This window comes from Tepidisphaeraceae bacterium, assembly GCA_035998445.1.
Lineage (GTDB): Bacteria > Planctomycetota > Phycisphaerae > Tepidisphaerales > Tepidisphaeraceae > DASYHQ01.
This window is the reverse complement of record DASYHQ010000033.1, coordinates 59301-85638: the sequence shown is the minus strand read 5'-3', so window position 1 is coordinate 85638 and position 26338 is coordinate 59301. Positions and strand designations below refer to the sequence as shown.

Annotated in this window: 23 protein-coding genes; 7 read left to right on the top strand and 16 right to left on the bottom strand. The window is 63.6% G+C overall.

What is annotated here, in order from left to right; genetic code table 11:
• Nucleotides 1–72: 72 nt before the first annotated feature.
• Nucleotides 73–1098 (bottom strand): prolyl oligopeptidase family serine peptidase, encoded by a 1026-nt coding sequence (locus VGN72_13790; GenBank protein ID HEV7300434.1) that lies wholly within the window; start codon nucleotides 1096–1098, stop codon nucleotides 73–75.
• Between the two features lie 259 nt (nucleotides 1099–1357).
• On the opposite strand from VGN72_13790, the gene VGN72_13785 reads away from it, so the two are divergent.
• Together VGN72_13785 and VGN72_13780 are read left to right on the top strand one after the other, a co-directional pair.
• The gene (locus tag VGN72_13785; protein ID HEV7300433.1) at nucleotides 1358–2275 is read left to right on the top strand and encodes a hypothetical protein; all 918 of its coding nucleotides are present in this window, start codon (nucleotides 1358–1360) and stop codon (nucleotides 2273–2275) included.
• Nucleotides 2276–2644: 369 nt separating this feature from the next.
• The gene (locus tag VGN72_13780; protein ID HEV7300432.1) at nucleotides 2645–3982 is read left to right on the top strand and encodes a tetratricopeptide repeat protein; all 1338 of its coding nucleotides are present in this window, start codon (nucleotides 2645–2647) and stop codon (nucleotides 3980–3982) included.
• Between the two features lie 295 nt (nucleotides 3983–4277).
• On the opposite strand, the gene VGN72_13775 is transcribed toward VGN72_13780, so the two are convergent.
• The 6 genes from VGN72_13775 to murI all read right to left on the bottom strand — a co-directional run bounded on the left by VGN72_13775 (nucleotide 4278) and on the right by murI (nucleotide 12035).
• Nucleotides 4278–6068, bottom strand: coding sequence for a SulP family inorganic anion transporter (locus tag VGN72_13775; GenBank protein HEV7300431.1), 1791 nt, complete (start codon nucleotides 6066–6068; stop codon nucleotides 4278–4280).
• A gap of 562 nt (nucleotides 6069–6630) precedes the next feature.
• On the bottom strand, nucleotides 6631–8130 hold the full coding sequence (locus tag VGN72_13770; protein HEV7300430.1) for a GGDEF domain-containing protein: 1500 nt from the start codon (nucleotides 8128–8130) through the stop codon (nucleotides 6631–6633).
• A 267-nt stretch (nucleotides 8131–8397) separates the two neighbouring features.
• The gene (locus VGN72_13765; GenBank protein ID HEV7300429.1) at nucleotides 8398–9054 is read right to left on the bottom strand and encodes a 7-cyano-7-deazaguanine synthase; all 657 of its coding nucleotides are present in this window, start codon (nucleotides 9052–9054) and stop codon (nucleotides 8398–8400) included.
• 59 nt (nucleotides 9055–9113) lie between these two features.
• Entirely contained in the window at nucleotides 9114–10070 is a 957-nt protein-coding gene (locus tag VGN72_13760) for an alcohol dehydrogenase catalytic domain-containing protein (protein ID HEV7300428.1), read from the bottom strand.
• A 124-nt stretch (nucleotides 10071–10194) separates the two neighbouring features.
• Nucleotides 10195–10971 (bottom strand): HEAT repeat domain-containing protein, encoded by a 777-nt coding sequence (locus VGN72_13755; protein ID HEV7300427.1) that lies wholly within the window; start codon nucleotides 10969–10971, stop codon nucleotides 10195–10197.
• Nucleotides 10972–11144: 173 nt separating this feature from the next.
• Entirely contained in the window at nucleotides 11145–12035 is an 891-nt protein-coding gene (gene murI, locus VGN72_13750) for a glutamate racemase (GenBank protein HEV7300426.1), read from the bottom strand.
• 99 nt (nucleotides 12036–12134) lie between these two features.
• Between murI and VGN72_13745 the strand changes: the two genes are divergently transcribed.
• The 4 genes from VGN72_13745 (at nucleotide 12135) to VGN72_13730 (ending at nucleotide 15601) form a co-directional block, all read left to right on the top strand.
• On the top strand, nucleotides 12135–12530 hold the full coding sequence (locus VGN72_13745; protein ID HEV7300425.1) for a response regulator: 396 nt from the start codon (nucleotides 12135–12137) through the stop codon (nucleotides 12528–12530).
• A 55-nt stretch (nucleotides 12531–12585) separates the two neighbouring features.
• The gene (locus VGN72_13740; GenBank protein HEV7300424.1) at nucleotides 12586–13512 is read left to right on the top strand and encodes an AraC family transcriptional regulator; all 927 of its coding nucleotides are present in this window, start codon (nucleotides 12586–12588) and stop codon (nucleotides 13510–13512) included.
• A 133-nt stretch (nucleotides 13513–13645) separates the two neighbouring features.
• A complete protein-coding gene (locus VGN72_13735; protein HEV7300423.1) occupies nucleotides 13646–14464 on the top strand; it encodes a phytanoyl-CoA dioxygenase family protein in 819 nt (272 codons plus the stop codon).
• A gap of 246 nt (nucleotides 14465–14710) precedes the next feature.
• Complete coding sequence (locus tag VGN72_13730; protein HEV7300422.1) at nucleotides 14711–15601, top strand: HAD family hydrolase; 891 nt, start codon at nucleotides 14711–14713, stop codon at nucleotides 15599–15601.
• A 263-nt stretch (nucleotides 15602–15864) separates the two neighbouring features.
• On the opposite strand, the gene VGN72_13725 is transcribed toward VGN72_13730, so the two are convergent.
• The 3 genes from VGN72_13725 to trpS form a co-directional block, all read right to left on the bottom strand.
• Nucleotides 15865–16137: a hypothetical protein gene (locus VGN72_13725; protein ID HEV7300421.1), complete on the bottom strand. Its 273-nt coding sequence runs from the start codon at nucleotides 16135–16137 to the stop codon at nucleotides 15865–15867.
• 165 nt (nucleotides 16138–16302) lie between these two features.
• Nucleotides 16303–16755: a hypothetical protein gene (locus VGN72_13720; GenBank protein HEV7300420.1), complete on the bottom strand. Its 453-nt coding sequence runs from the start codon at nucleotides 16753–16755 to the stop codon at nucleotides 16303–16305.
• Nucleotides 16756–17232: 477 nt separating this feature from the next.
• Complete coding sequence (gene trpS / locus VGN72_13715; protein ID HEV7300419.1) at nucleotides 17233–18324, bottom strand: tryptophan--tRNA ligase; 1092 nt, start codon at nucleotides 18322–18324, stop codon at nucleotides 17233–17235.
• Nucleotides 18325–18477: 153 nt separating this feature from the next.
• On the opposite strand from trpS, the gene VGN72_13710 reads away from it, so the two are divergent.
• Entirely contained in the window at nucleotides 18478–19065 is a 588-nt protein-coding gene (locus VGN72_13710; GenBank protein ID HEV7300418.1) for a TetR/AcrR family transcriptional regulator, read from the top strand.
• Between the two features lie 10 nt (nucleotides 19066–19075).
• Here VGN72_13710 and VGN72_13705 read toward each other — a convergent pair whose 3' ends face one another.
• The 6 genes from VGN72_13705 to VGN72_13680 all read right to left on the bottom strand — a co-directional run bounded on the left by VGN72_13705 (nucleotide 19076) and on the right by VGN72_13680 (nucleotide 26265).
• On the bottom strand, nucleotides 19076–19276 hold the full coding sequence (locus tag VGN72_13705) for a zinc-ribbon domain-containing protein (GenBank protein HEV7300417.1): 201 nt from the start codon (nucleotides 19274–19276) through the stop codon (nucleotides 19076–19078).
• 35 nt (nucleotides 19277–19311) lie between these two features.
• The gene (ccsA, locus tag VGN72_13700; GenBank protein HEV7300416.1) at nucleotides 19312–21177 is read right to left on the bottom strand and encodes a cytochrome c biogenesis protein CcsA; all 1866 of its coding nucleotides are present in this window, start codon (nucleotides 21175–21177) and stop codon (nucleotides 19312–19314) included.
• A gap of 161 nt (nucleotides 21178–21338) precedes the next feature.
• Entirely contained in the window at nucleotides 21339–23432 is a 2094-nt protein-coding gene (locus VGN72_13695; protein HEV7300415.1) for a hypothetical protein, read from the bottom strand.
• Nucleotides 23433–23746: 314 nt separating this feature from the next.
• Entirely contained in the window at nucleotides 23747–24217 is a 471-nt protein-coding gene (ndk, locus tag VGN72_13690) for a nucleoside-diphosphate kinase (protein HEV7300414.1), read from the bottom strand.
• Nucleotides 24218–24632: 415 nt separating this feature from the next.
• Nucleotides 24633–25373: a phosphoadenylyl-sulfate reductase gene (locus VGN72_13685; protein HEV7300413.1), complete on the bottom strand. Its 741-nt coding sequence runs from the start codon at nucleotides 25371–25373 to the stop codon at nucleotides 24633–24635.
• 25 nt (nucleotides 25374–25398) lie between these two features.
• Nucleotides 25399–26265 (bottom strand): PHP domain-containing protein, encoded by an 867-nt coding sequence (locus VGN72_13680; GenBank protein ID HEV7300412.1) that lies wholly within the window; start codon nucleotides 26263–26265, stop codon nucleotides 25399–25401.
• Nucleotides 26266–26338 lie beyond the last annotated feature (73 nt).

Here is a 26338-nt window from a genome sequence, read left to right as displayed (position 1 = left end):
TGGATTGAAAGAAAGACCACCGGCAAGCCGGTGGCTATATGTTGGAAGGGGGCCCAGTTTCCCGACATCAATTCATTTCTCACTCACCATGGCGGTCTGCGGCTTGTGCAGGTGGTGGAACAGGTGGTCGATGATCTTCTCGTTCAGCGTCGTATCATCCATGCCACCCACCTTGCGCAGCACGAGCGTGCTCGGACGGTCGAGCGTAGCGGCCAGGCGGTCGCTGGCGGCGTCGCCGGTGTTGACGCCGTAGGCGATCTCGAACGTCCAGCGGCACAGCGAGCCAATCCACGGCAGCCGCTCGGGCACCACGTGGTCGTACAGCAGGTCGTCCAGGCTTGCCGGCGGCCGCAGCGCGATCAACGTTCGCACGTTCGGGTCCTGTGTGGTCGCCAAGGTCGCGGCGAGCGCGCCGGTGCCGACGCCGATCACCCCGATGCGCGACGGGTCGACGAACGGTCGGCGGCGCAACAGTTCGACCGCCGCGGCGACGTCCAGCGACTCGTTCAGGCCGAACGTGCTGCCGCTATCGCTTAGCGCGCCGTCACCGCGCAGACCGATCGTCAGCACCACGTAGCCCGCCTCGTGCAGCGGGCGCACGAGCGGCAACATCTGCTCGCGCGAGTTGCCATGATCGTGCACCAGCACGACGGCCGGGTACTTCGAGCCGAAGACCTTTTCCTTCTGTTCGAGGACCGTGCGGGCATCGAGCACAGGCGCCAGCCATCCTTCCAGCCGGTGGTCGTCGCGCGTGACGAAGACCACCGGGTCGTAGTAGACGCCGACCGTGATCGGGTCGCGCTCGATCGGGGGGACCGTCGGGTGCGTGCCGGCGTACACCGTCAGCGCCGCGACGACCGCGGCGGCGAACGGCAGGAACGCGACGCGGTACATCAGCCCCCACGCCAGCCGCCAGATCGGTCGCTGGGCGTCGTCCGGGTTCATCCCGCGCGACCGCCTGGCCAACGGACGGCTCATCAGGAACCGCCACGCCAACCGCACGCCGCGCCATAACAGGCCCAGTGCGCGGTTTCGCTTCGGTGGCGCAATCTGGGCGGCGTCGTCCAGATAGTTGGGGTTCATCACGGGTCGTTGCATGGCTCCTCTTTCCGTTTTCGCGAACCGCTGCGCCAACCGTACGATTGTTTTGCCAGCCGAGCCCGTTCCCTTGACCCAGATTCGCGCGCACCGTACCCTCGCTTTGTCACTCGATAACGATTGCAACGAACGGGCAAGGCGGTGCGGTCGTAACGATGCTGTGGGGCTTGAGGTCGATTGACGAGTAACTTGGGGCAAAGGTGAAGTTCCGCTTCACCCGGTAGCGCGGAGCGCTGCCGATACTTCTGCGAGGTCAAGGATGGCCAGAGGCAAGCAGGCAGCGGCGCTGTTTGAGGTAATTCACGGTAAAAACCGTGAAAAATCCAAGGAATCTAAGCTTGATACCCCCCGATGGTGGTTCAAGTCGAAGAAGCGCGACGGCGGCCTGTCGTCGCTGATGGAGGCCTCCGCGCCCCGCGCGATGGCTGCCCCCACGCCACGCTTTTCCGACGCGCCCGTCTCGGTCGCGCCCAGCCCGCGCGACGATGGCGGCGGGTCGCCGTCCGGCGGCCTGAGCGCGTTCAAGCTCGTGCTGCCCTCATCGCACACGGTCGCGTTCGGCTTGATGTTCATGGCGGTGTTCGGGGTGGGGTTCGTCACCGGCCAGCGGTTTCAGCTGCACCCGTCACCGGTGATCGCTGAGGAATCGTCGGCCGACCTGCTCTCCAGCCAGGCCCGGCCCGACGTGCTGGACCTGGCCAGCGCCAGCCCCCTGACCCCCGCGCACGGCAACGAGGACGACGGATCGTCACCCGCCGTCGCCAACGTCGCGGCCAACGCATCGGCGTTCACGGCGCCGAAGGTCGACGCGACGGCGGCGCTGAACGGTCGGACGCCAGCGACCTCGATCGTGCAGGATAAGGCCCGCGTCATTGGCTACAACTACGTCGTCATCCAAAGCTACCCCAACGCCGACGACGCCATGGCCGCCGTCGAGAAGCTCGCCGACAACAACATCGAGGCCACCGTCATCCGTGGGCTGCCCAACTGGGCTGGCACCAAGACGTGGTTCAGCGTGGTCGGCACGAAGGGCTTCGACCGCATCCGCAACAACCCCGAGTTCGACCGCTACATCAAGTCGATCGATCTCGTCAGCGCCAAGTTCGCCGGCAAGAGCAAGTTCAAACAGTTCGCGCCCGGCGCCTACAAGTGGCGCGGCGCCGAACCGGCACGGTAGGCGTGGAATTTCAATCCGCGTTCGACCGTTCTCCTCGTGACGCTTGGAGCGGGAGATTTTGAAATGACTAATGACCAAACCCGAATGACCAATGAACGACCAAGTCCCCATGTCCAATGAAGAGGCTTCTTCCTGGTCATTGGTTGTTGGTCATTGAGTTTTGATGGGTCATCCGGGTTTGGTCATTGGTCATTGGTCATTGGTCATTGGTCATTGTCGCCAGTTCGACGGAACCCTGACGAACTCTGCTCCCGGCACACCCAACGAGGGGCCGGAAATGCCTTGCCCATAGCGCTTGCCATTCCGGCGCATCGCCCGTTACATTATCGGACATCAGGCAGAGATTAATGCCCATCTGATGACGTGCCTATGAACGATTGGGATGACGCCGAGCGCCGGGTGGAGAAGGCCCAGGAGCTGTTTGAACAACAGCGCTGGCAGGAGGCGTTGGACCACCTACGCGCGGCCATCGCGATCAACCCCTACAACGGGTCCTGGCTGTTCAATGTCGGCCTCACGCTCGACGAGATGCAGCGGTACGACGAGGCGATCGAGGCCTACCGTGAGGCGATCGAGATCGACGCCAACGACCTGCAATCGCTCAATCATCTCGGCGTCGACCTCACACGTGTCGGCAAGCATCAGGACGCGCTCGCGTCGTTCGAGAAGATCGAGCAGGTCGACCCGAACTTTGAACTGAGCTACTGCAACCGCATCATCACCTACACCGAGCTCGGCGACCACGAGAAGGCCGAGGAGATGTTCTACCTCGCGCGGCAGATCAAGGACGAGTGCCCGCACTGCTTCTACAACATCGGTTGCTCGCTGTCCGACCGCAATTTGTTCGACAAGGCCATCTGGTGCTGGCGCCGCGCGCTGGAGCTGGACGACAACCACCCGCACGTGCGCGTCTGCATCGCTGAAGCGCTTTGGAACAAGGGCGAGTTCGAGCAGGCCCGCCAGTTCTACCTGCAAAGCCTGCGGCGGAACCCCGGCGACACCGAGACGCTGCTGGACCTCGGCGAACTGCTGATCGACATGGATCGGCTGGACGAGGCCGGTGAGAAGTTTCGCCGGGCGATCGAGCTGTCACCGGAAGATCCATCGGCCCACTACTGCCTTGGCCGCTGGTTGGCGCGCAAAGGCTGGCACGACGATGCCGCGGCCGCGTTCGAACAGACGTTGCGTTTGGACCCCACCTATCCCGCCGCCCACCTACGGCTGGCGGAGGTGTACCACGCCTGGGGCAACCGCCGAACCGCCCGCAAGCACCTGCGGGCCGAGATCCTGCTTCGGCCGACCGATCCCACCACGCTGCTTGAGCTGGGCAACCTGCTGATGGACGCCGGCCAACCCCGCGCCGCCGTCGCCTGCCTGCGCCGGTTGGTGCAGCAGGAACCGAACCGCGTCAGCGGCTGGCAGAACCTGGCGATCGCGCAATTCATGCGCCGCCAGTTCACCGACGGCATCGAGAGCTGCCAGAAGGCGATCGAACTGGAGCCGTCGAACATCAGCTCGCACTACAACCTCGCCATCGCCCTCGAACGCCTCGGCCGCCACGATGACGCGCTTTCGGCCGTCCACACCGCGCTGCAAATCGTCCCCGAAGACCTCGCGCTGCAAAAGCTCGAGCTTCGCGTGCGCGTCCTGAAGATCCGCTCGAACGTCCTCCGCGCCGGTCGAAAGTTGCTGTTCTGGAAGGCGTAACGGCCCGGCGTCCCTCCGGTCCCTCTCCCGCATGCTCTGGGAGAGGTTAGGGAAGGGGTGATTTCGAATGACGAACGGGTGAGAAAAAACAATGACCAAATCCGAATGACCAATGAATGTCCAAGCACCAATGTCCAACGAAGACTATTACTTGCGCCGGTGCCGTTTGGACATTGGTGATTGGGATTTCATTGGTCATTCTGGTTTGGGCATTGGTCATTCGCATCTCGAAATTCACCCTCATCTACCCTCTCCCATGAGTACATGAGAGAGGGACCGGAGCGCGACTCGCCTTTCACCCCAGCCTGTCCGTCGCCACGTGGTACTGCGGGTCTTCCGAATAATTCACCTCGACCAGATCACCCGCCCGGGTCAGCAGTTGGCGGCACTCGGAGCTGAGGTGCGTCAGGTGAAGGCGCTTGCCCGCCTGCGTGTACTTCTCGGTAAGGAAGTTGATCGCTTCGATGCCAGACTGGTCGTAGACGCGCGTGTAGTAGAAGTCGATCACGACGTCGTCCGGGTCGCTCTTGGGGTCGAAGATCTCCTTGAACGACTGCGTCGACGCGAAGAACAACGGCCCATGCAGTTGGTACGTCTTGCGGCCCGTCGCGGGGTCGATCTTCACTTCCGCGCCGATGTGGGTCGCGTGCTGCCACGCGAAGACCAGCGCCGACACCACCACGCCGAGGATGACCGCCGTCGCCAGATCGTGCATGACGACGGTGTAGCCGGCGACCAGCCAGATGACGAGCAGATCGCTCGCCGGCACCTTGCCGAACATGCGCAGCGACGCCCATTCGAACGTGCCGATGACGACCATGAACATCACGCCCACCAGCGCCGCCATCGGGATCATCTCGATCCACGGCGACAGGAAGAGCACGAACGCCAGCAAACAGACCGCCGCCGTGATGCCCGACAGGCGCCCCCGGCCACCGGAGTTCACGTTGATCAGCGATTGGCCGATCATCGCGCAGCCACCCATGCCACCGAACAAACCGCAGACGAGGTTGGCGGTGCCTTGGCCAATGCACTCGCGGTTGCCCTGGCCGCGCGTTTCGGTGATCTCGTCGATCAGCGTGAGCGTCATCAGCGACTCGATCAGCCCCACCCCCGCCAGCACGAGCGCGAACGGCAGGATGATCCAGAGCGTCTCCAGCGTGATCGGCGGCAACGCGTACTGCATGAAGAACGGGCGTGGCAGGCCTGCCGCGATGCCGGCCGACTCCTTCGTTACGCTGTTCATCGCCGCCACGACCGCCTCGCTGGGAACGGGCGCTTCATCGACCGGTTGATTCGTGCCGGTAATCGCGGCGACCGGCTTGTTGCGCGTCATCGCGCCGCCCGGGCCGGCAGGCGTTTGCCCCTCGGCCAGCAGCGTCGTGCCCTTCAGGTCGGCAACGGCCTTGGCCTTGGCGTTGCTCACCAGCATGTCGCCGACGGTAAGCACCGCATTATCGCTCCCCTGCGGCTTCAGCGATGGCCCGGCCGTCTTATTGATTGCCACCGCGATGCCCGAGACGATCAGGATGGCCGCCAACGACGCGGGCACGGCGCGCGTGAGCTTCGGCAGCCGCCAGATGATGGCCATCGTTAGCGCCATCAGCGCCAGCATGATCCAGAGTGGGGGGCCGTTCAGGTACGTTAACTCGCCGATCGGGTTAACGGTCTTAAAGCTGCCCAGCTGCGCCATGCCGATCACGATCGCCAAGCCGTTCACGAAACCAAGGACGACCGGGTAAGGCACCATGCGGATGAACTTCCCAAGCCGCGCGATGCCGGCGCCCAACTGAAACAATCCGCAGAGGAGGACGGCCGGGAACATGTATTCGATCCCGTGCGTCGCCACGAGCCCGACGATCACCACCGCCATCGCGCCGGTCGCCCCACTGATCATGCCTGGACGGCCACCCACGATCGCGGTGATGAACCCAAGGAAGAACGCCGAGTACAACCCGATGATCGGCGACACCCCTGCGACAAACGCGAACGCGACCGCCTCGGGCACCAGGGCCAACGCTACGGTGAGGCCGGAGAGGACATCGTCTTTAACATTGCCCTGCCGGAAACGGAAAAAATTGAGCATGGGTGAGCATCCGATGGGGAAAAGCAATCCCGCGACCGTTGGGCCGGGGACGATGGTGAGCACTGGAATAACGGGAGATGCGCAGCAGCGGACACTGGCGCACGGGCAAAACGGCTGTATAGCCTATCACGGTGGTGTGATGAAAACGATCGCGGAGTTCATGGGCCAGGGAGGGTACGCGAAGAGGCGGGCGACCGCAAACGAACGGATGATTGAGCGTACAGAGTCGTGCCCGTAGTCATAACAGGCTCACTCCGGCCCCTCTCCCGGTACTCCGGGGTAGGTTGGGTGGGGGTGATTTCGAACTGCTGCCGACTCTCGAAAGAACCAATCACCCTCACCTAACCTCTCCCATGAGTACATGGGAGAGGGACCGGCCCTAATAGGAACTTCTAAAATACCGCCGGACCGTCATACGGAGGTACTCCGAAGGATCTCTTGGTACCCGCGGAATCAATGAGGTCCTTCGGAGTACCTCAGGATGACGTGTCAGGTTAATTGAGAAGCTCTAAACAACCCGTGAGGTCATTTGGCGTCGATTCCCTGACTTGTCAGCCCCAAACTACGCCGCCGGCTTGGCGGCGGGGGCGGGCACCGAGAAGACCTTCACGCAGTTGCGCCCGCCCTTCTTGGCGGCATACACGGCAAGATCGGCGGCCTTGATGAGGTGCGCGGGTGACTTTAGCGGTCCGCTGGGTTCGAACGTCGCGACGCCAATGCTGGCGGTCACCGGTAGTTTGCCCGAGTCCACGTTCGACGGGTTGGCCGCGATCGCACGGCGAATGCTCTCGGCGATGCCGGTCGCCACGCCGCGCGGCGTGCCGGGCAACACGAGCGTCATCTCCTCGCCGCCGTACCGGGCCGCAAGGTCCGTCGCCCGAGCCGCGCTCTGCAGCAGCTTGCTGACGTGGCGAATGACGGCGTCACCGGTCGGGTGGCCAAAGCGATCGTTCACCGATTTGAACTTGTCGATGTCCAGCATCAACAGCGAGATCGGCGCGCCGCCCGCCATCGCTTCCTGGAAGCGCGTCGCGAGGAACTCGTCGAACGTCGCGCGGTTGGCCAGCCCGGTCAGGGCGTCGGTCGTAGCGGCCTTCTTCAGCTTCACGTTCTGCTCGGCCAGCGTGCTGACCTGCTGCTGGCTGGCCAGCGTGATCTCGACCAGCGCCTCGTTGGCGCGCTTCAAAATGGCCTCGTACGACGCGGCGGTGCCGATGTTGATGTCGAACAGCGACGCGACCTCCTTCGTGCGCGTGCCGATCTCGTTCAGCAGCGCGTCGGCATCGGCCTCGGTCATCGACCACTGCGACATGCAGCGCGCCCGCACGTCGGCGATGGCGCCGGCGGCGGAGTCGTCGACGAAGACGTCGGCGCAGCGGCTGGCGGCCTCCACCACCTCGGTCAGCTTACGCAACGCCGGGTCCTCGACCCGCTCGGGCGTGTGGTGCTTGGCCATCGGTTCGGTCAGGATCGGTGGCAGCTTCCACTGCTCGGCGATCATGCCGCTGACGTCGGCGTGCGTGAGGCCCAGGGCCGCATGCTCGGCGGCAGACAGGCCACCGTGCGACGTGAGGCCCGCGTGGATCTCGCCGTACTCCTCGCCGATCACCTGGTCCAGCACGAGCATGCCGATGTCCATCAACAGCGCGATCAGGAAGACCTCTTCCTGCTGCACCAGGTTGATCTTCGCCGCGATCGTGCGCGACGCCGTCGCCGCGTACACGCTGCGCTTCCAGTAGGTTAAATGCTTAAAGCCCTTGCTCTTGCTCTTGGCAAGGTTCGTGACCAGCGAGAAGCCCAGCACCAGCGTCTTCACGCTCTGCAGGCCCAGGATCACAAGCGATTGGCTGATCGTGCTGACGTGCTGGCTGCGCCCGTAGAAACTGCTGTTGACCGTGCGGAGGATCTTGCCGCTGAGCGCGGGATCCTTGGAGATGATGCGCGCGATCTCGGCGATGTCGACGTCGGCCCGCTGCGCGAGGTTCAGCACCTGCATCGCGATCGTCGGCAACGACGGCAGGTTGGGACACTGGCGGATCTTCTCGATTAGTGCTGCGTTCATCAGGATTGTGCCCGTCCGGACCTGCCGCAGCACCATCGCTGGAGGTGGTCTCGCTCAGAAGATGTATCGACTATTTGGGCCGACCACTTACGCCTCAGCAACGTTCCTCACGTAAAATTTGCGGCCGTTCGAGAGGCGTGCGATTCGTGCGGGAAGCAACTGGAAGACGGCTGCCAATGGAGTGAAGCGGGTGACGGATGGAGCGATATTGGTTCTGGTAGACGTGGACGCACGAGCTTACCGGACGTGACGAGACGGTCGCTCGCACTACTTGCGCACCGCGATCGCGGGATCGGCTTTACCGGACTGTTGGAAGGCCAGTTCGCGAACGCGGCAGCCACGGCAGGCGCCGCACGGTTGGTCGGCATCTTCCAGACAGCTCCAGCCGCGCTCCAAGGGGGCGCTGACGTTCACGCCGATGTCGATCACCTGCCAGGGTTCCAGTTCCAACAGCGGAGCCTGGACCTCCAGATCCGGGTTGGCCAGCGGCTGGTTGATCATCTCGTTCCAGATCTGGATGTACTCGCTGGCTTGCGCCAGACCGTCCGATTCACTGCCCACGCGCAGCCCGACGAAGATCGCCGCCGCCTGGTAATGCGCCGCGAACCGCACCGCGGCCGCCATCAGGGGGAGCATTTGCAGCACCGTGGGCGCCACCGCGGCCTGCTGGCGCGGGTCGGCGACACCGGTGGGCGTCTTACTGGTGGGCTCGAAGGTCGACAGGAACGGCATCGCCAGCGCATGTTCACGGTACGGCTTGAAGTGCGCCACCTGCTGGTCGTACGCCACCCGCAACCGCGGGCCGTTGCGCCCCAGCGCGTCGCAGTGCAGCATGATCGGCCGATACTTCTGCACCGCCAGCGCCGTGACGACCGCGCTGTTCAAACTGCCACTGTTGAGGATGATCGCGAGTTCTTTGGCCATAATGGTAACCGTGAGATCAGCCTCACCTGCCGTTGATGGTCCCGTTCAGATTCATCGATCTAGTCGACCGTCAACAGCACCTTCAGCACGCCCGGTCGCCCAGCGTAGTCCATCGCTTCGACACCGTTCTCCAGCCGCATGCGCCGGCTGATCAAACCCGTCACGTCGACGCTCTTTTCCGCCAATGCCGCCAGTGCTTCGCGGAACGGGCCACAGCGACTGCCGACGACGTTGATCTCGTCGATCACCAGCGGCGCCAGGTTCAACGGTTTGCCCTGCGCCACGGTGCTCTTCAGCACGATCGTGCCGCGCGGGCGAACCATCTGCATCGCCATCTCAAAGCCGCTGGCGCTACCGGTGCAGTCGACGACCACGTCCTGGTCGTGCCGACCGACGATGTCAGCGAGTGGTCGACTGCGGATGCCCCACTTCTCGCAGATCGCCAGTTTGTCAGCATGTTTGCCGATCACGCGCACCGGACAACCCGCGTTCCGCAGCACCTGGGCCACCAGTAGTCCCAAACGCCCGTCGCCGAGCACCGTCACCCACTTGCGGCCATCCAGTTTCACCTGCTTCAACACCTGAAACGCCGCTGCCAAGGGTTCGACGAACACCGCGGCGTCATCATCGACGCCCTTCGGCACCACATGCAGGTTCATCGCGGGCAAACGCACCAGTTCGGCGAACGCACCATCATGCTTAGCGATCCCCAGCACTGATCGATTGCGACAATGGCTCGATAATCCCGACTGGCACAGGTCACACCGTCCGCAGACGACGTTGATCTCGCCGACCACGCGCTGGCCCACCAGTTCCTTCTGCGGCGACGACACCACCTCGCCGACGAACTCGTGACCGAGCACGCCGGTGAAGTTCATGTAGCCGCGGGTGATCTCCAGATCCGTCGCGCAGATGCCCGCCTGACGCACGCGCACGAGGGTATCGCCGAGCGTTGCTGCCGGTTCCGGGTGACGCGGTTGGTAGGCGAGGGTGTTGTTGAAGACGAGGGCGCGCATGGCGTTATCGGTTCATCGTCATCCGGAGGGACGCCGGTGGATCTCTTCTTCCCAAAGCGAATACGGGGGGAGATCCTTCGGCGTACCTCAGAATGACGGGGTCTAACTATCGACGTCTACCCGATCATCCGAACGGTTTCGCCGGGCCGGTGATGTACGCCAGCCATTTGCCTTGATCGTACCCAAGGTCCGTCTCCATCAGCCGGTGCAGGCTTCGGCGGGCCTGCCAGGCGACACCGAAGTCGCGGTCGGTCAGCGCGGCGATCAGCGCGCGGGCCACTTCGATGCGCTTGTAATGTCGCAACGCCTCGGCTGCCGCGATGCGGACGTCCGCGATCTCCGTGTCGCTCGTCAGCAGTGCCACCAACGGCGGCGCCGCTGCTGGGTCGGGCAGGTTGTTCAACGCTTTTGCGGCCTCCAGGCGCACCACGTCGCTGCGTTCGTTTAAGCCACGGATGAAGACGTCCGTCTTGCCGGCCTGTCGGGATCGGTTCAGCGCGCGAATCGCGACGGCCCGCACCAGATAGTCCGGATCGTCCATCGCGATCTCGGCATACCGGTCGGTGTAGGGCGCGCGTTTGGCGAACTCCCGCTCCACCAGCTCGTCGATCGCTTGCCACCGCTGTTGCGGCGACTCGGCGTTCTCCATCTTGCGCACCAGCTCGATCGGCGTGCGCGAGTTCATCCGCTCGCTTAGCAGTGAAAACTGCCTGCCGATCGCGCCGAACAGGTTGCTGTCGTCCTCCGCCGCGTCGGTGGCGCGACGCTCCTGCACCTTCGCTTCGGCGGCGTCCTTTTGCGTGTAGTAGACGATGGGGTCCAACTGGTCGGGTGATCGCGTTGCGCAACCAACCGCCAGTAGCGTGGGAAGGAGGATCAGTCGTAGTTTCGTCCGTCGCATCAAGCCTTGTTGTCGGCGGAACGCGATCAAATCGCAAGCGTCCGACGAGGTGATTTCCGTCGGGATGGGTTCGTGTGTGGGTACCTCTCCATATAGCCCCCGGCTTGCTGGGGGTTTTCCGTTCGATTGGGAGGAAGAACCCCGGCAAGCCGGGGCTATGTGGGCGCGTCCAACTATCCCGCGACCCGAACCGGCGCCAAACCCGGCGTCGCGTACAGATCGTCCGGACTCACGAGCGTCGGCGGCTCGATCTGCACGCCTAAGAATCGCGATCCCAACCGTGCGAACCGGTCGGGGTCATCCGTCACGAAGCATTTGAACGGCACGCCCGCGGGTTCTTCCGCGCGGCGCAGGCCGCGCGCTTGCAACCGCCGGGCAACGTCGGCAGCGCACTGCTCGGCTGAATCGATCACGCGCACCGATGGCCCCACGATCGCCGTGATCTCATCTTTCAGGATCGGATAATGCGTGCACCCCAGCACGAGCACGTCCAGCCCGCGGTCCATCAGGGGTTTCAGGTACTGCCGTAGTGCAAGCCGCACCAAGGGGTCCTCGCGCAACCGGCCTTCCTCGATAATCGGCACCAGCAACGGCGCGGGACGCAGCAACAGCTTCGCGTGACTGCGCCTGCGATGGATCGCCCGCTCGTAGGCCTTCGACTTCACCGTCGCTTCGGTCGCCATCACGCCGATCACCGGCACCGCCTTGGCCCCCGCTGCCATCACCGCGGCCTTTGCGCCAGGGTCGATCACGCCACTGATGGACAACGTCGGAAACTCCGCGCGAACCGCCGGCAAGGCCAGAGCGGTGGCGGTGTTGCAGGCGATGACGACGTGCTTGGGGTTCAACGGCAGCAGGTGGGCGACGATCTGCTTCACGAACGTCTGCACCGTGCCGGCGGTCTTCGAACCATAGGGCAGGCGCGCGGTGTCGCCGAAGTAGACGATCTGTTCCAACGGCAGCGCCGCCCTCAAGGCGCGCACGACCGTCAAACCGCCGAGCCCGCTATCGAGCACGACGATCGGCGAACCGAGGGGTGAATGGCTAGACGCGTGAACGGACATCCTTGTCCCTGTGAAAAGTACGGGGGTTCCAGAGCCTTTTATCGGGTGTTGCGGGAGTCTACCTTGACAATCCGCGCAAGCAGGCTGACACTCACTAACATGGCCACGAATTTAGAAGGCAAACGCGTGCTGCTCGTCGACGACGACAGCGACATCCTCGCTTCCATCCAGGCTGCCTTCGAACCGACCGGCGCCTCCATCGAGACCGCCAGCAACGGCAACAAGGCGGTCGAGCTGGCCGAGCGCAACACGCCCGACCTGGTCATCCTCGACATGATGCTCCCCGGTCGAAGCGGCTTCCTCGTCCTCGAAAAGATCAAGGCCAAGAAGCCGAAGAACGCCAAGCCGTTCATCATCATGATCACGGGCAACCAGGGCGCCCGCCACAAGATGTACGCCGAGAGCCTCGGTGTCAGCGAGTACTTCAACAAGCCCGTGAAGCTCGACAAGCTGATCGCCACCGCCGAGAAACTGCTGGCCGCCCCGGCGGCGTAACGGGCTCGCACTGGCGGTACGCCTGAGAATGCCGCGAAGTTCTTCCCAAGTAAGGTTGCGCAACACCGCCGCCGCCGCCGCGGTGGACGTACAGCGGTCGGCCCCATTTGCGAAGATGGGCCACCCGCGCTTGCTGACGCTGTCGCCCGGCAGGCTGAGCCCCGTCATTCGCATCGCCCATCGCGTCATCGGGCGACTGGCGCTCGACGAACGCATTATCCGCGATCACGAACTCGTGCTCATCCTCCGTGGCCGCGGTCGGCTCGTCTTTCGCGACGAGTCGATCTCCTACGACGGTGCCGCACGAACGCTGCTGTTCATCCCACCCTTCGCCCCCCATCGGTTCGAGCTTGGAAGCGACGTGGTCGAACACGTCGCCGTTCACTTCGACCTCGCGCCCGACGTGCCGCCGCCCCAGCATGGATTGCGCGACCGCACCCCTTACACGGTGCGATTGACCGGCGGCCTCGCCGTGCCGCGCGTCGCGTACGCCAACCCCGCGAACGAGGCCGAACCGCGCCTGCTTCGCATCGTGAAGGCCTACGCCGGTGACCCCATCCTCGGTCCCGTAGAGGCATCGGCCGAGCTCATCGTCCTGCTCGCACGATTGCTGCGACCCATGCCCGAAACGCAGGACGACCCCGTGGCAAATGCGCGGATCGACCGCGCGATTGCCTTCGTGCTGGCCGACCTTGCCAGAGCAATGTCGGTCGAACAGCTCGCGGGCGTCGCGGGCCTCAGCACCAGCCGGTTCAACGTCCTGTTTCGCGGGCGCACCGGTGTGGCGCCGATGGAGTACGTCCGCCGGGCCCGCGTCGCCGAAGCCAGGCGGCTGTTGGCAAACGTTAACCTGTCGATCAAGCAAATTGCCCACCAGCTTGGCTTCGCCGATCCCTTCCACTTCAGCAAGGTTTTCCGGGCCGTCGATGGCCTGCCTCCCACGCACTTCCGCGAGGCCCTGCTCGCCGGCCGGCGTTCGTAAAGGAACCGCCTCAACTCCGTCGGCAGTTGTTTTCGACATGACATCGGCCTCGCCGCCATGGGCGGCGGCCCATTCGTGAGGCATTGTTGTTTCGAAGTCGAACGTACGACAGACACGAACAGGAGATCGCGCAATGCTGAACGAACAACAGATCGCGTTTTGGAATGAGAACGGCTACGTGCTTGGCGGGCGCGTGTTGGAGGACGCTCAGGTGGACGAACTGCGGGCCGAGGTCCTGCGCGTGATCGCCGACCGCGAGAACAGGGCCGTGAAGCAGCCCGTGCTGGTCCACAACATGGGATCGGCCGAAGCGCCGATCTGGCAAATCGTGAACACGTGGATGGCCAGCAACGGCTTCTACAATCTGATCGCCAGTCCCACGATCTGCGAAGAGGTCGCGCAGCTACACGAGGGGGCCGAACACCTGCGCATCTGGCACGACCAGATCCAGTTCAAGCCCGCGGCCGGGGGTGGCGTGAACATGTGGCATCAGGATTCGCCCTACTGGGGCATTTTAACGCCCAAGCACGCGCAAGTGACGGCGTGGGTCGCACTGGACGACGTCGACACCGACAACGGCTGCATGCGCATGGTGCCGCGATCGCACCTGTGGGGCAACGCGATCGACTTCCTCCACACGCTCAAGACGTTCGAGGACATGGAGGCCGTAAAGGACTTCAACGGGCACAAAGTCGATGTCGTCACCTGCCCCGTGAAGAAGGGCCACGTCCACTACCACCACTCGCTGACGTGGCACGGCAGCAACCGCAACCTGAGCCAGCGCCCCCGGCGGGCAATCGCGCTGCACTACATGACCGAAAAAACCCGCTACCTCGCCGGTGGAACGCACCTGATGAAGCAGTTCGTCTCGGCACGGGATGGTGAAGAACTGACCGGCGACGCCTTCCCCATCGTTTGGAAAGCTCCCCAACCCGACGCGGTCGGCGTGTGACGCTGACTTCCGATGCGCTTCTACTCCTAACAAGACCACCGGCTTGCCGCCGGTGGTTTTCTTCATTGGACTGGCGATAAGCCACTCGGATAGCCGGTCATCCTGAGGAGCAGCCGCTATCCACCGATAGTTACCTTCTACCAAGCCGCACCTACAGGTTGTGTGGATATCTCGTCACTTGCGAATGTTGTTGTTGCACGACAGGAATAGGTTCGCTATTTTCACACACGAGGTTGGTGACACCCCATGCGGCAGTTCAAAATGGTAGCAATCGACCTCGATGGCACCTTGCTCGACCCGTCGAGCAACGTGTCGGAGCGGTCGCGAGTTGCCGTGCGACGGGCGCTGGATGCCGGCATCCTGATCTGTTTTGCGACGGGTCGGAACTGGACCGAGAGCAAGCCGATCCTCGACGCAGTGGCCCACTACGACTGTGCCGTGTTCGTGGGCGGCGCGATGGTGGTGGACACGAAGAACGAGGTCGCGCTGCATCGCATGTTGATGGACCCAGCCCTGGCCCGCGAGGTGAGCGGGTTTTTTGAGGATCGCGGGCAGGGTGTGATGGCGGTGCAGGACGTCACCACCAGCGGCGGCATCGACTACGTGATCAGCGGTGACGCGCCGCTCCACCCGTCGACCGAATACTGGATCAGCCACGCGAAGATCAAGGTGGAACGCTTCCCGCGGCTGAGCGAGTTCGGTCACGAGCACACGGCCCGCGTGAGCATCGTGGGCGACCGGGACGTGACCGACACCGTGGCCGCCGAGATGGTCGAGCACTTCGGGCAACGCATCGTGACGCACAGCATTTACGTCGCGAGCGGCAACGTGAACATCGTCGAGGTCTTCGACCCCGCGGTGAACAAGTGGCAAGGCATATTAAAGGTCGCCGAACGGCACAACATTCTAGCGAGCGAGATCATCGCGATCGGCGATGACATGAACGATTTGCCCATGCTGCGCGAGGCCGGCCTGGGCGTGGCGATGGGCAACGCCCGACCCGAAGCGAAGGCCGTCGCCAAGCGCGTGATCGGCTCGAATCGCGAGGAAGGATTGGCCGCGTTCCTGGACGAACTGGTGACGCACCACACGGTGCAGCCCCTGTCCGAAGTGGACGGCGGCGAGACGAACGTTTGAGAGACGCCACGCGACGCTTGCCGGTGGGCTACCGGGCCAATCGCAAGGTTGGGTTGGACAAGCGACGCGCGTGAGAATGGTGCCGCTCCCCCTGCTAAGGGCGGCCAGAGTGGTTCAGGGAAGGTGCGAAAGGAATCGCAGGCTCTAAACGGCCGGCACGCTAGGAGCGTGCCGGCCGTTTTCGTTGTGGGGGGCAGGTGCGTGACTTCTCGCCGCGCGCACCTGGCTCTTCTGTAGGACAGGCATTCCTGAGCATTCTGCATCTACGCCATAAGTCCTTTGCGTATGGCACACCGGCACTGGTAAAGCAGGACCTTGGCGGCGGTCCATAGGGCGACGCGGCGGGGGCCGCGCGACCAGGCGGGCAAGTAGTGCAGGCCCATCGTCGTCAGTTCCCCGTAGCACGACTCGATCGCCCCGCGCTGGCCGTACAGGCTCACGCCGAACCGGCCCGGTTGCCCGGCGAACTCCAGCGGGCTGGCCAGCGCGTCCAACGCGCGCAGCCGGTGGACGTTGTTGTAGCCGGCGTCCCGCACGTGTCGCTCCGACGCCTTGGGCGGCGCGATCAGCTGGTGCCCGCCCGCCCTGCGCCAGGGCGTGCAGGTCGTTGGTGTCGTAGGCGTTGTCGGCCACGACGTACCCGCCGCCGCCGTCGAGGCTGCGGCCCAGCAGCGTCGCGCCGCTCCGGCTGTCGTGCGCGCTCATCGTGTCCAGCGCGTCCAGGCGCGCACGACCCGCCCGTGGTTCAGCGAGTGCAGGCGGTACCCGCGGGCCATGATGCCGTTGGCGACGCGGCCGCGCTTGGCGTCGCGGTCGCCGCTGCACGCGCCGACGAACAGCGGCTTGGAGTCGAGCTGCTTGACCAGCGGCGGCGGCCCGAACAGGTCGGCGGCACGGGCCATGGCACGCTCGAGCAGCTGCAGCACGCCGACCGTGCGCAGCCGGCGCGACACCGTGCTGTCGACCGGCAGCGACGCCTCCATCGTGCCGGGCCAGTTCCGAGCGTCGCAGGCCCAGACGACCGGACGGTCGTGCAGCGTGGCCCACAGGTAGATCAGCACGATCCACTGATCGGCAAACTGGTGACGCCGCCTCGGCGGGTGGGCGAGCGAGAAGATCAGTTGGTACACGTGGGCGAACAGTTTGGCCTCCATCGTATTGAACCCTTCGCAAGAGTAAGTTCAATCATGGAGGCCAACTGCTTTTGGCGCAAGCCTTTAACCGGCAGGCGCAGAATGCTCATTCCTGCCTGTCTCTCCCCCCGTCTGGTGTCTTCTCCACTCTCTTCTGTGGCACAGACATTCTTGTCTTTGTCTCCCCCCTGTTTTCCTATTACCTTGGCATGTTGTGGCAGGCAGAAGCCAAGAGAACGCGAAGGCGCGAAGGTTGCGAAGACGGACGCGAAGAAGGGACATGAACCACAGAGAGCACAGAGAAGCATCCTCTGATTGGGATTTGGTCATTTGCGCATTGGGGCCTAGATTTTGTTTTCAAAGACGGGGGGAGACACAGACAAGAATGTCTGTGCCACAGAAGATAAAGACAGAAGACAGGGAGAGAGGAATACGGGGGGAGAGACAGGCAGGAATGCCTGTCCTACAGAAGAGGTGTACAGAACATCACCCCACCGCTCACCCCACCGTCAGTTTGCGCGGGAAGAAGTCCTGCTTCATCGCCTTTTTCGCCATCGCGAGCGTTTCCTCCGCCACGACGTTCGCCCGTTGCGTGCCGACGCGGAGGGCGTCGATCACGTCATCCGGGCGGGCTTCGAAGGCTTTTCGGCGGTCGCGGATGGGGGCGATGAGCGTGTTCAGGATCTCGACCAGCTTGCGCTTGATGACGACGTCGCCCACCTTGCCGTTCTGGTAGGCGTCGCGTTGCTCGTCGACCCAGGCGGTGTCGGGGTTGAAGGTCTCGTGAAAGGCCCAGAGGGGGTTCTTCGTGGGATCGGTCTCGCCGGGGTCGGTGACGCGGAGACGCTTGGGGTCGGTGTACATCCCCATCACCTTCTTCTGAACGGTGTCGGAATCATCGGAGAGGAAGATGGCGTTGTTGAGCGACTTGCTCATCTTCAGCAGCGTGCCATCGGGACTTGGCGCGCCGAGGCCGACGAGGCGCTTCACCCGGCCAAGTTTCGGCTGGATGATCGGGAAGATGCCGCCGGCGGCGACGTAGTCCTTATCTAACGTGTGCGAATCCACACCGCAGTAGAGCTGGTCGAACCGGCGGGCGACCTCGCGCGTGAGTTCCAGGTGCGGCAACTGGTCTTCCCCCACCGGCACCAGTTCCGGCCGGAAGGCGAGGATGTCGGCGCACTGCCCGACGGCGTACAGCGGGAAGCCGAAGGGGTAGTGGTCGCCGAGGTCTTTGTCCTTGATCTCCTGCGTGAGCGTGGGGTTGCGCATCACGCGGTTGAACGGGATGAGCATGGAGAAGAAGAACGTCAGCTCATCGATCGCGGGCACCTCGCTCTGTATGAACATCGTCGAGCGGGTGGGATCGATGCCGGCGGCCAGGTAATCGGTGGCGATATCGAGCACGCTCTGGCGGATGTCCGCCGGTCGATCGGCGCGGGTGGTGAAGGCGTGCTTGTTGGCGATGATGAAGTAGCAGTCGTACGCATCCTGCAGCGCCAGGCGGTTTTCGACGCTGCCGACGTAGTGGCCCAAATGGAGGCGCCCGGTGGGCGTGTCGCCGGTCAGGATGCGCTGCTTTTGGCTCATGCGGGATTTATAGCTGAACGGGCGCGGATGTTCGAGGAGGTGGAGGCGGTGCCTGTGGGGATCGATCATCTAAGGCCTGAAGTCGCGAGCCCGACAGGGGATATCGCAAAATTGGGGTCGCCCGACTATCGAGAATGGTCTATGTTAGTGGTTATGGCACGTCTTAAGGCGCCGCAACGGCGCGATCAAATCTTGGCCGTCGCGACGAAGCTGTTTGCCTCACATGGGTACGACGGCGCCACGACCGCTGCGATTGCCGAGGCCGCTGGTGTAACCGAGCCCATCCTGTATCGTCACTTTCAGGGGAAGCAGGCGTTGTTCGTCTCGATCGTGCAGGCGATGAGCGAGAAGACGATCCGTCATTGGGAGGTGCTGATCGAGGGCACGTCCGACCCGATGGAACAGATTCGCAGGATCGCGCGGCAGTTTCCCGAGCAGATCGAACACCTCAGCGACGCCTACCACGTGCTGCACGGCGCGCTGGCCAGCAGCAGCAACGAGCAGGTGCTGGCGGTCGTTCGGGAACACTACAAGGTGAAGCAGGCCTTCTTCGCCAAGATCATCCGCACCGGGCAAGAGGCCGGGCATGTTCGCAAAGACCTGGACCCCAACCTGCCCGCGTGGGAGATCATCAACCTCGGCATCGGGTACGCGATGATCTGGCTGAACCTGCCCGGGCTGTATGGGTCGATCGAGCCGGAAGCGATGATCGATTTGATCCTGGATTGCCTGAAGGAGTGAACGATCAGTGTTAACGCACGCGCTGACCGCATTGCCTGCAGAACTTCGCAATGTGGGGGTTCTCAGCGCCGCACATATCGCATTGGCCGGCATAGGTGGAACGACGCGGGATCGCCAAGCGAACGAGGAATACGACGATCAGCGCCACGCAAAGGATCGCAAACCACGAAGTGCCTCGCCCGTGTTGTGCGATGGTGTCCAGCAGGATCATTGGCGCGCCCTCCTCATCCTCGAACCAGTGCTAGCTTACGCGTAGCTGTGCAATCCGACGAGGAAGAAGTTCACGCCGATCCAGTTAAACAGCATCACGAAGAACCCGACGATGCTGAGGATGGCCGTCCACCAGGCCTTGTGGACGGTCGCGACGCGTACGTGGACGACGACGAGGTAGACGATCCAAGTGACGAGCGCGAACGTCTCCTTCGGGTCCCAGCCCCATGGCCGGCCCCAGGATTGGTCAGCCCACACGGCACCGAGAATGATGCCGACGCCCAACACCCAGAACGCCAGCTGAAGGATGACGAGGTTGCACGCGTCGAGCGTCGCTAAGAACTTGGCGCCGGCACTGGGGGATTCGACATCTTCAGTCGTCACCACCGCTGCCTGCGATCGGGTGGCGGCAGGTCGAGCGCCGGGGACGAACAGCATCATCGCCAGCGTGCGGGCGAAGCCGAGCTGCATCGCCCCACCGCTTGCGCCCATGACGGGCAGATCGTCCAGGTCCACCACGTCGGCCGACAGCCGACGGGCGGGCTCGCGGTTGAGCGTGCCGTAGTTGCGGTAGTAGCCGACCAGCCACCAGATGCTGAGCGCAAAGCCCATCGCGATCAGCGCGTAGCTGGCGACGACGAGCGTGACGTGCAGGTAGAGCCAGTAGCTCATCAGCACGCCGGCGACGTGGCCGATCTCGCCACCGATCTCGACGCCCGTCACGTACGGCGTGGCGAAGATCGCGACCAGCGACAACCAACCGACAAAGCTGGCAGCGGCGCCGAAGATCGCCCGGCTTCGGCGCATCTCGAAGTAGAGGCCAATGAGTGCACCGAACCAGGCGCTGAACAGCACGCTTTCGAACTGGTTCTTGATCGGTATGCCGTCGAACCAGCTGCCATGCTGCGACGCCACCAGCCACCAGCGGATGCCGATGCCGACCGTGTGCACGGCGAACGCCAGCAGGAACAACCGCAGCCCCCACAGGCGCACGCCGTTCAACCCAGATCGGGCCGACACCAGGAAGCAGACGAACGCGCCGAAGTAGAGGAACGCGCCGGGAATCGTCAGCTTGGCCAGCTTGTTGTAGACGATCTCGACCTTGCGGTTCAGCGGCGACGGATAAGCAGTTGGATTGATGGCAGGCAACACCTCGGCCAGGTGACCGAACTCTTCGTTGACGGCCGCTGCGTCCTGCTTCTGCCACATCACCAGCACGCGCACGAGGCGCATCGCAGCCTCGCCGACGAGTTGATCGTCGTACCCCGCCACAGCCGGCGGTGCCGTGCGACCATCGGCTTTGGCAAGCTCGTTCCACACCGCGACATTGCCCGACACCTCACCGAACCCGCGCCACTTCTTATCACCCGCAGCGCCGGGCGGTGGTGGGATCAACCCGATGACCGCGATGTTCTGCGTGAGGTTCTGCAGCGTGCCGGCGGCCTGGTTTACCTGCCCGATCGCGTTGGCTTTGAAGATCGCCTCTGACTGAAGCGACCGCATGAGCTGCCCCACCTCGGCGCTGGTCCAGAATTCGAGCGAGATCGTGCCCTCTTCGACGATGCGCTGGCGTTCGTCCGCCGGCAGGTTCTTCAGCCGCATGAAGTCCTGTCGCAGCGGGACGTTCTTGATCTTGATCAGGTTGCGGCCCGTGTACAGCTCGGGGCGGCTGGCCATGTCCAGAACCGTGTAGACCGCGTCCTGGCCGTCCAGCTTCGACTTGCCCGTGATCGTCGACAGCGCTTGCCGCGCGAACGTGTCGAGCGTTTTCAGCGTCTGGCGGTCTTGGACAGTGATCTTGCGGATCTCGTCGAGCTTCAACTGCTTAGCAAAGTCGTCGGCCAGCGCGGGACGAACGATCGCGAGCAGGACCAGGAGCGTGGGAACGATGTAACGGAACATGCACATTGGGGACTCGGTGATTTTCCTGCTTACCCCTCTCCCGGTACTCCGGGAGAGGCTGGGTGAGGGTGATTTGTTCTCTCGAGAGCCGTCAGGAGCACGAAATCACCCTCACCCTAACCCTAACCCTCTCCCGGCGTACCGGGAGAGGGAACCAGACGTTACGTCGCGACCAACTCCGGCTCGGCGACCTGCTGCGCCTTGGCGGCCTTGGCTTTTCGGTCGGCGGCCTCAGCGATCGCGTTGGCCTTCATTCGGCGGATGATGATCGGCTTCAGGTAGAACGCGTACATCAGCCCGACGAAGATCATCACGCAGCCGATCGTCATCACCCACACGCCGGGCCGGTTGCCGACGCCGAGGATCGTCCACTGCTTGCCATCACCGTCGTACGCCGCCTGGAAGAACAGCCATCGGCCACTGTCGAAGTAGACCGGGTTGTTCATGTGCGCCACCGCGGTCGTCGTCACCTTCGTGTTCGGGTCGTTCACGATCAGCGTCGAGCGGAAGTCGCGGATGAGCGCGTTGGGTGCGTTCGCATCGCCACCGGGATAGGGGACCAGTTCAAAGTGTTCCAGCGTCAGCTCGGCCGGCAGGCGCAGGCGGCTGTTGCACAGCGTCAGCTGCACGGTGGCGCCGCCTTCGGGCAGGTTGATGATCGGCGCGTTCCAGTCCATGTTCTCGCCGGCGTCGGGCATGAACGGGACGAGCACGGTCTTCGACCACTGCCCCATCGACAGCTTCGCCCGCACCACCTGCACGAGGCCGGCGGCGCCGAGGTCGCGCTGGCGCTGGGCGCTCGGCACCGGGATGATCATGTCATCCTTGACGATCTGGTCGACCCGCGCCACGCTCAGCGGCAGCGTGTGCATGTGGCCGCTATCAGAAGTGCCCGGTTCCGGTGGCGGTTGGAACGGCCCGCGACCGCTGTGGTCGATCGTGACGTCGACCGTGCCTCGGCCGCCGGGGATCTCGGTGATCTTGGACGGTCCATCGGCCGCGACGGCGACGTCGAACATCTTGCCGTCTCCGGTGGTGATGAACGTGTGCTTCTTCGTCGCCTCGCGCGGCATCAGGCGGAACGGATCGGTGACGGCGAAGCCCAGCGTGAGCGCCTTATCGAGCGGTTCCGTCTGTCGCTTGCCCATCGGGCCGCCGCCGGGCTCGTCGAGCTTGAAGTCGGTCTGAACCGGCTTGCCCTCCAGCACCATACGGCGGTACTTGGCAGTCGGCGACATCACCATGAACGTCATCGCCCGCACCATCTCGTTCGTGCCGAACATCGGCCACGACGGGTTGTAGCTTTCCACCTGAACGGCGTAGCCCGTGTCGCCCAGCGGGTAGGTCTTGCCCACCTCGACGAACGTGTCCCCCTTCTTGTCGCCAACGTTGAAGGTGACCTGCAGCACCTGACTGGCGGCGTTCTTCAGCCCCTCGACGATGTTCTCGTCTTCCTGGTGGCGATGCTCCACCTCGACCGCCCCGTCGCCCAGCGTGCGCTGGCGGTGGCGGGCGTCGGAGCCCATGAGCCACGTTTCCTGCGGCTGGTTGCTGTGCGGCTCGACCATGGCCAGTCGCAGGCCGACGTCCTTCGACTCCGGATCGGTCGCAAACGACGTCGCGACGCTGGCGTACGGCCAATAGCCGACGATGTCGACCTTCAGCTCGTTCTTCCACCCGTACGCCTCGTGGAACGGCACGCGCTTCACTTCACCGGTGTCACCGTCGCGCATCATGGATCCAAGCACGATGTCGCGCAGGCCGGACTTGTTCAGCGACGCGACGTTGCGGTGTTCCTCGCCATACTCGTTGAAGCGCGGCAGGTTGTGCAGTGGCAAGGTGTCGCTCCACTCGCCGTTCAGCTTCACGTAGAGCGCACGCTCGAAGTTGTCGTAAAAGTGATCGACCTTCGCGCCCAGCGGAATGCGGACCTGGCCTTCGATCTTGTTGGCGTAGTAGCCGGCCAAACCGAAGATCAACGTGATGATGCCGAGATGGATGCACCACACGCCGTAGCGCGGCGGCGTGAGCGGGATGCGCGTCCAGGTGACGGTCAGCAGGTTGATCACCAGCAGCACCATCAGCACCTTGATCGGCCACGCCGCGAAGAACTGCAGCTCGTTCATCTCGAAGTGCTCGCGCACCTCGGGAATCCCCGAACCGATCGCGATGTAACCGGCCACCAACACCATCAGCGTGATGCCGAAGATCACGTTGTTGATCGTCTTATTGAAAAGCGTTTTCAGAATCTGCATGGCCCGGGGTTCGTCCTCTGGAAAGAGACGACGAATTGTACGGCACGCCCCCGCGATTAACAGTGAATCGTGAGCGCTTCACAGATTATGAAAGCAGGCGTGGTGGGAGGGAATAGAAGAGAGCGCGACGAAGCGGGTTTCATCCCGAATGGGAGCGGTAGCGACCTGAGGGATCTACCACTGCCGAGCGATGTCCGTAAGTCGAGATCCCTCGGGTCGCTACCGCTCCCCTCGGGATGACACGAGGAGTTCTGGCACGCTCGCTTGGAAGAGACATGCCAGTTCTTGGAGTCTTGGAACCGGGAAACCGGAGCCTATTCCGGCGACCCTTTCGCGTAGTCGTACACCCACTTCAGCCCGTCCGGCGTCCAATCCACAAGTTCGCCGGTGTTGAAGAACAGGCCCAGTTCGCGCTGGGCGGCTTCTGGCGAGTCGGAACCGTGGATGAGGTTGAAGGCGTTCGACACGCCGTAATCCCCGCGGATCGTACCGGGCTCAGCCTTGGAGCCGAACGTGGCGCCCATCATCTTGCGGGAGATCGTGATCGCGTCCTTGCCTTCCAGCGCCACGATAACCACCGGCGAGCTCGTCATGAACGCCACCAGGCCCGCGTAGAACGGGCGAGCCTTGTGGGCCTCGTAGTGCGTCTCGGCCAGCTGTTGCGGGATCTTCGTGAACTTCAGGCCGACGACGACGAGGCCCTTCTTCTCGAACCGTGTGATGATCTCGCCGATCAAACCACGTTGGACGGCGTCGGGCTTCAGGATGATGAGCGTGCGTTCCATATTGTTGTTCCTCTCCAATTCAGGGCGTGGGGTTATACCCGCACGTGCGCGCGGGCACAAATTGCGCGGGAGGATAACCGACCCACCCCGGTATGCCGGGAAGGGCTAGGTCCTGTCTGAAAAGGCCACGTAGGGGCAGGCCTCCGTGCCTGCCCTCTTCCGCATTTCCACGCAACAAAGAGGGCAGGCACGGAGGCCGGCCCCTACGCGCGGGCTTTCAGACGGAACTTGGAACGATCCAGAACAAGTGCCCATGCACCCACGGTTGTCATCCCGAGCAGAGCCCAAGGCGACGGGAGGGATCTCGACCGTCCTGGCGACTCTCGGCCATTCGAGATCCCCCAGGTCGTCGAGGCTCCCATCGGGATGACACGGTCTAGGATACCACGGGTACACTGGAGAGGGACCAGCCCCCTCACGGCCGCGCCGCCGGTGGCGTCACGTCGACGTTCAGACCGCACTCGACCTTGCCCGAACCGGCCCAGCGGCCCGACCGCGGGTCGTCACCGGCCATCACGGGTCGCGTGCAGCTGAGCGGGTTGCAGCCGATCGACAGGTACCCTTCTTCGTACAGTGGGTGGTACGGCAGGTCGTGCCGCTTCATATAGCCGTAGATGTCCCTCGTCGACCAGTTCAACAGCGGGCTGATCGCGTGGCAGTTGTAGCGCGGGCTCCATTCGATGAACTGCCGGGCCTTGCGCGTGTCGGCCTGGTTCCGCCGAATGCCGCGCAGCCACGCCTTCGGGGCCAGTTCCTTCATCGCCCGGTCGAACGGTTCGTTCTTATTGACGGCGCAGCAGGCGTCGATGTCCTTGCGCCAGGTGAAGTCCGTCTCGCCGGCGGCCTGCAGGTAGGCGATCGGATCGTTGTGCGTGCGGTAGGTCCAGACGTTCAAATTGAACCGCTTGCGCAGCGCTTCCAGATGCGCGAACGTCTGCGGGAACAGATAGCCGGTGTCCGTGAAGATGATGCGGATGCTCGGCCGATGCTGTATCGCCATGTGGATGAGCATCGCCGACTCGGCCCCGAACGACGAAGACATCACCAGCTCGTCGCCGAACTGCGCCGCCGACCATTCGACGATCTTCACGTGGTCGGCCGACTCGAACATCGTGTTGAGCGCGTCGAGGTCGAGTTGTTCTTGAACGGTAGACATGGATTAATTCGCTTCGCGGTCGGTGTTATTGTGCCTGCAACGTTTCGATCGACGCCTGCAACCGGTCGAACAGCTCGCGCGGCACCTTGCGCGGCCCAGCCTGGCCCAGACGAATGTGCGGCTTGCTGGAGCCGTGAAAATCGCTGCCACCGGTCGGGATGAGATTGTACCGCCGCGCGAGGTCGAACAGTTCTTCGATCAGAATCTCGCGGTGGTCGCTGTGGATCGTCTCGACGCCCGCCAAGCCGTAGTCGGCTAGCTCCTTGACCGTGTTTTCCAGTTGGGCGAAGTTCTCCCTCTTTAGCTGCACCGGGTGGGCCAGCACGGGCAGGCCGCCAGACTCGCGGATCATCTCGATCGCTCGCTTGGGACTGACGGTCTCCTTGTCGACGTAAGTGCTGCCGCTCTGGCCGAGGTACTTGTTGAACGCGTCTTGGACCGTCCGCACGTACCCCTTGCGCACCAGGATGGCCGCAAAGTGCGGCCGGCCAACCGTGCCACCCTTGGCCTGTTCCAGCACTTCGTCGAGTGTGATCGCGACGTTCTGCGCGCGCAGCGATTCGATGATCTTCACGTTGCGCTGGCTGCGGCCGTCGATCAACCGGCGCGTCAGGTCGTGCAGGATGGGCGACTGCGGATCGATGCCGTACCCCAGCAAATGCATGGTGCCGGGCCTCGGATACTCACAGGAGATCTCGATGCCCGGAATAAAATCGATGCCGAGCTTGGCAGCCTCGTCGGCCGCGTCGGCGCAGCCGGCGATCGTGTCATGATCGGTCAGCGAAAGACCGGTCAGCCCCGCGGTGTGCGCAGCCCGCACCACCTCGCGCGGCGGCATCGTCCCGTCCGACGCGGTGGAGTGGCAATGAAGATCGACGAAGGATGCTTCCATTGAAGGATTGTAGGACGATCGAGTGCGTCGTGACGCTCCCCATATAGCCGCCGGCTTGCCGGTGATTTTCTCT

Coding starts and splice junctions, on each gene's coding strand:
- VGN72_13790 (HEV7300434.1), bottom strand. CDS start 1,098: ATGCAACGACCCGTGATGAACCCCAACTATCTGGACGACGCCGCCCAG.
- VGN72_13785 (HEV7300433.1), top strand. CDS start 1,358: ATGGCCAGAGGCAAGCAGGCAGCGGCGCTGTTTGAGGTAATTCACGGT.
- VGN72_13780 (HEV7300432.1), top strand. CDS start 2,645: ATGAACGATTGGGATGACGCCGAGCGCCGGGTGGAGAAGGCCCAGGAG.
- VGN72_13775 (HEV7300431.1), bottom strand. CDS start 6,068: ATGCTCAATTTTTTCCGTTTCCGGCAGGGCAATGTTAAAGACGATGTC.
- VGN72_13770 (HEV7300430.1), bottom strand. CDS start 8,130: ATGAACGCAGCACTAATCGAGAAGATCCGCCAGTGTCCCAACCTGCCG.
- VGN72_13765 (HEV7300429.1), bottom strand. CDS start 9,054: ATGGCCAAAGAACTCGCGATCATCCTCAACAGTGGCAGTTTGAACAGC.
- VGN72_13760 (HEV7300428.1), bottom strand. CDS start 10,070: ATGCGCGCCCTCGTCTTCAACAACACCCTCGCCTACCAACCGCGTCAC.
- VGN72_13755 (HEV7300427.1), bottom strand. CDS start 10,971: ATGCGACGGACGAAACTACGACTGATCCTCCTTCCCACGCTACTGGCG.
- murI (HEV7300426.1), bottom strand. CDS start 12,035: ATGTCCGTTCACGCGTCTAGCCATTCACCCCTCGGTTCGCCGATCGTC.
- VGN72_13745 (HEV7300425.1), top strand. CDS start 12,135: ATGGCCACGAATTTAGAAGGCAAACGCGTGCTGCTCGTCGACGACGAC.
- VGN72_13735 (HEV7300423.1), top strand. CDS start 13,646: ATGCTGAACGAACAACAGATCGCGTTTTGGAATGAGAACGGCTACGTG.
- VGN72_13730 (HEV7300422.1), top strand. CDS start 14,711: ATGCGGCAGTTCAAAATGGTAGCAATCGACCTCGATGGCACCTTGCTC.
- VGN72_13720 (HEV7300420.1), bottom strand. CDS start 16,755: ATGGAGGCCAAACTGTTCGCCCACGTGTACCAACTGATCTTCTCGCTC.
- trpS (HEV7300419.1), bottom strand. CDS start 18,324: ATGAGCCAAAAGCAGCGCATCCTGACCGGCGACACGCCCACCGGGCGC.
- VGN72_13710 (HEV7300418.1), top strand. CDS start 18,478: ATGGCACGTCTTAAGGCGCCGCAACGGCGCGATCAAATCTTGGCCGTC.
- VGN72_13705 (HEV7300417.1), bottom strand. CDS start 19,276: ATGATCCTGCTGGACACCATCGCACAACACGGGCGAGGCACTTCGTGG.
- ccsA (HEV7300416.1), bottom strand. CDS start 21,177: ATGTTCCGTTACATCGTTCCCACGCTCCTGGTCCTGCTCGCGATCGTT.
- VGN72_13695 (HEV7300415.1), bottom strand. CDS start 23,432: ATGCAGATTCTGAAAACGCTTTTCAATAAGACGATCAACAACGTGATC.
- ndk (HEV7300414.1), bottom strand. CDS start 24,217: ATGGAACGCACGCTCATCATCCTGAAGCCCGACGCCGTCCAACGTGGT.
- VGN72_13685 (HEV7300413.1), bottom strand. CDS start 25,373: ATGTCTACCGTTCAAGAACAACTCGACCTCGACGCGCTCAACACGATG.
- VGN72_13680 (HEV7300412.1), bottom strand. CDS start 26,265: ATGGAAGCATCCTTCGTCGATCTTCATTGCCACTCCACCGCGTCGGAC.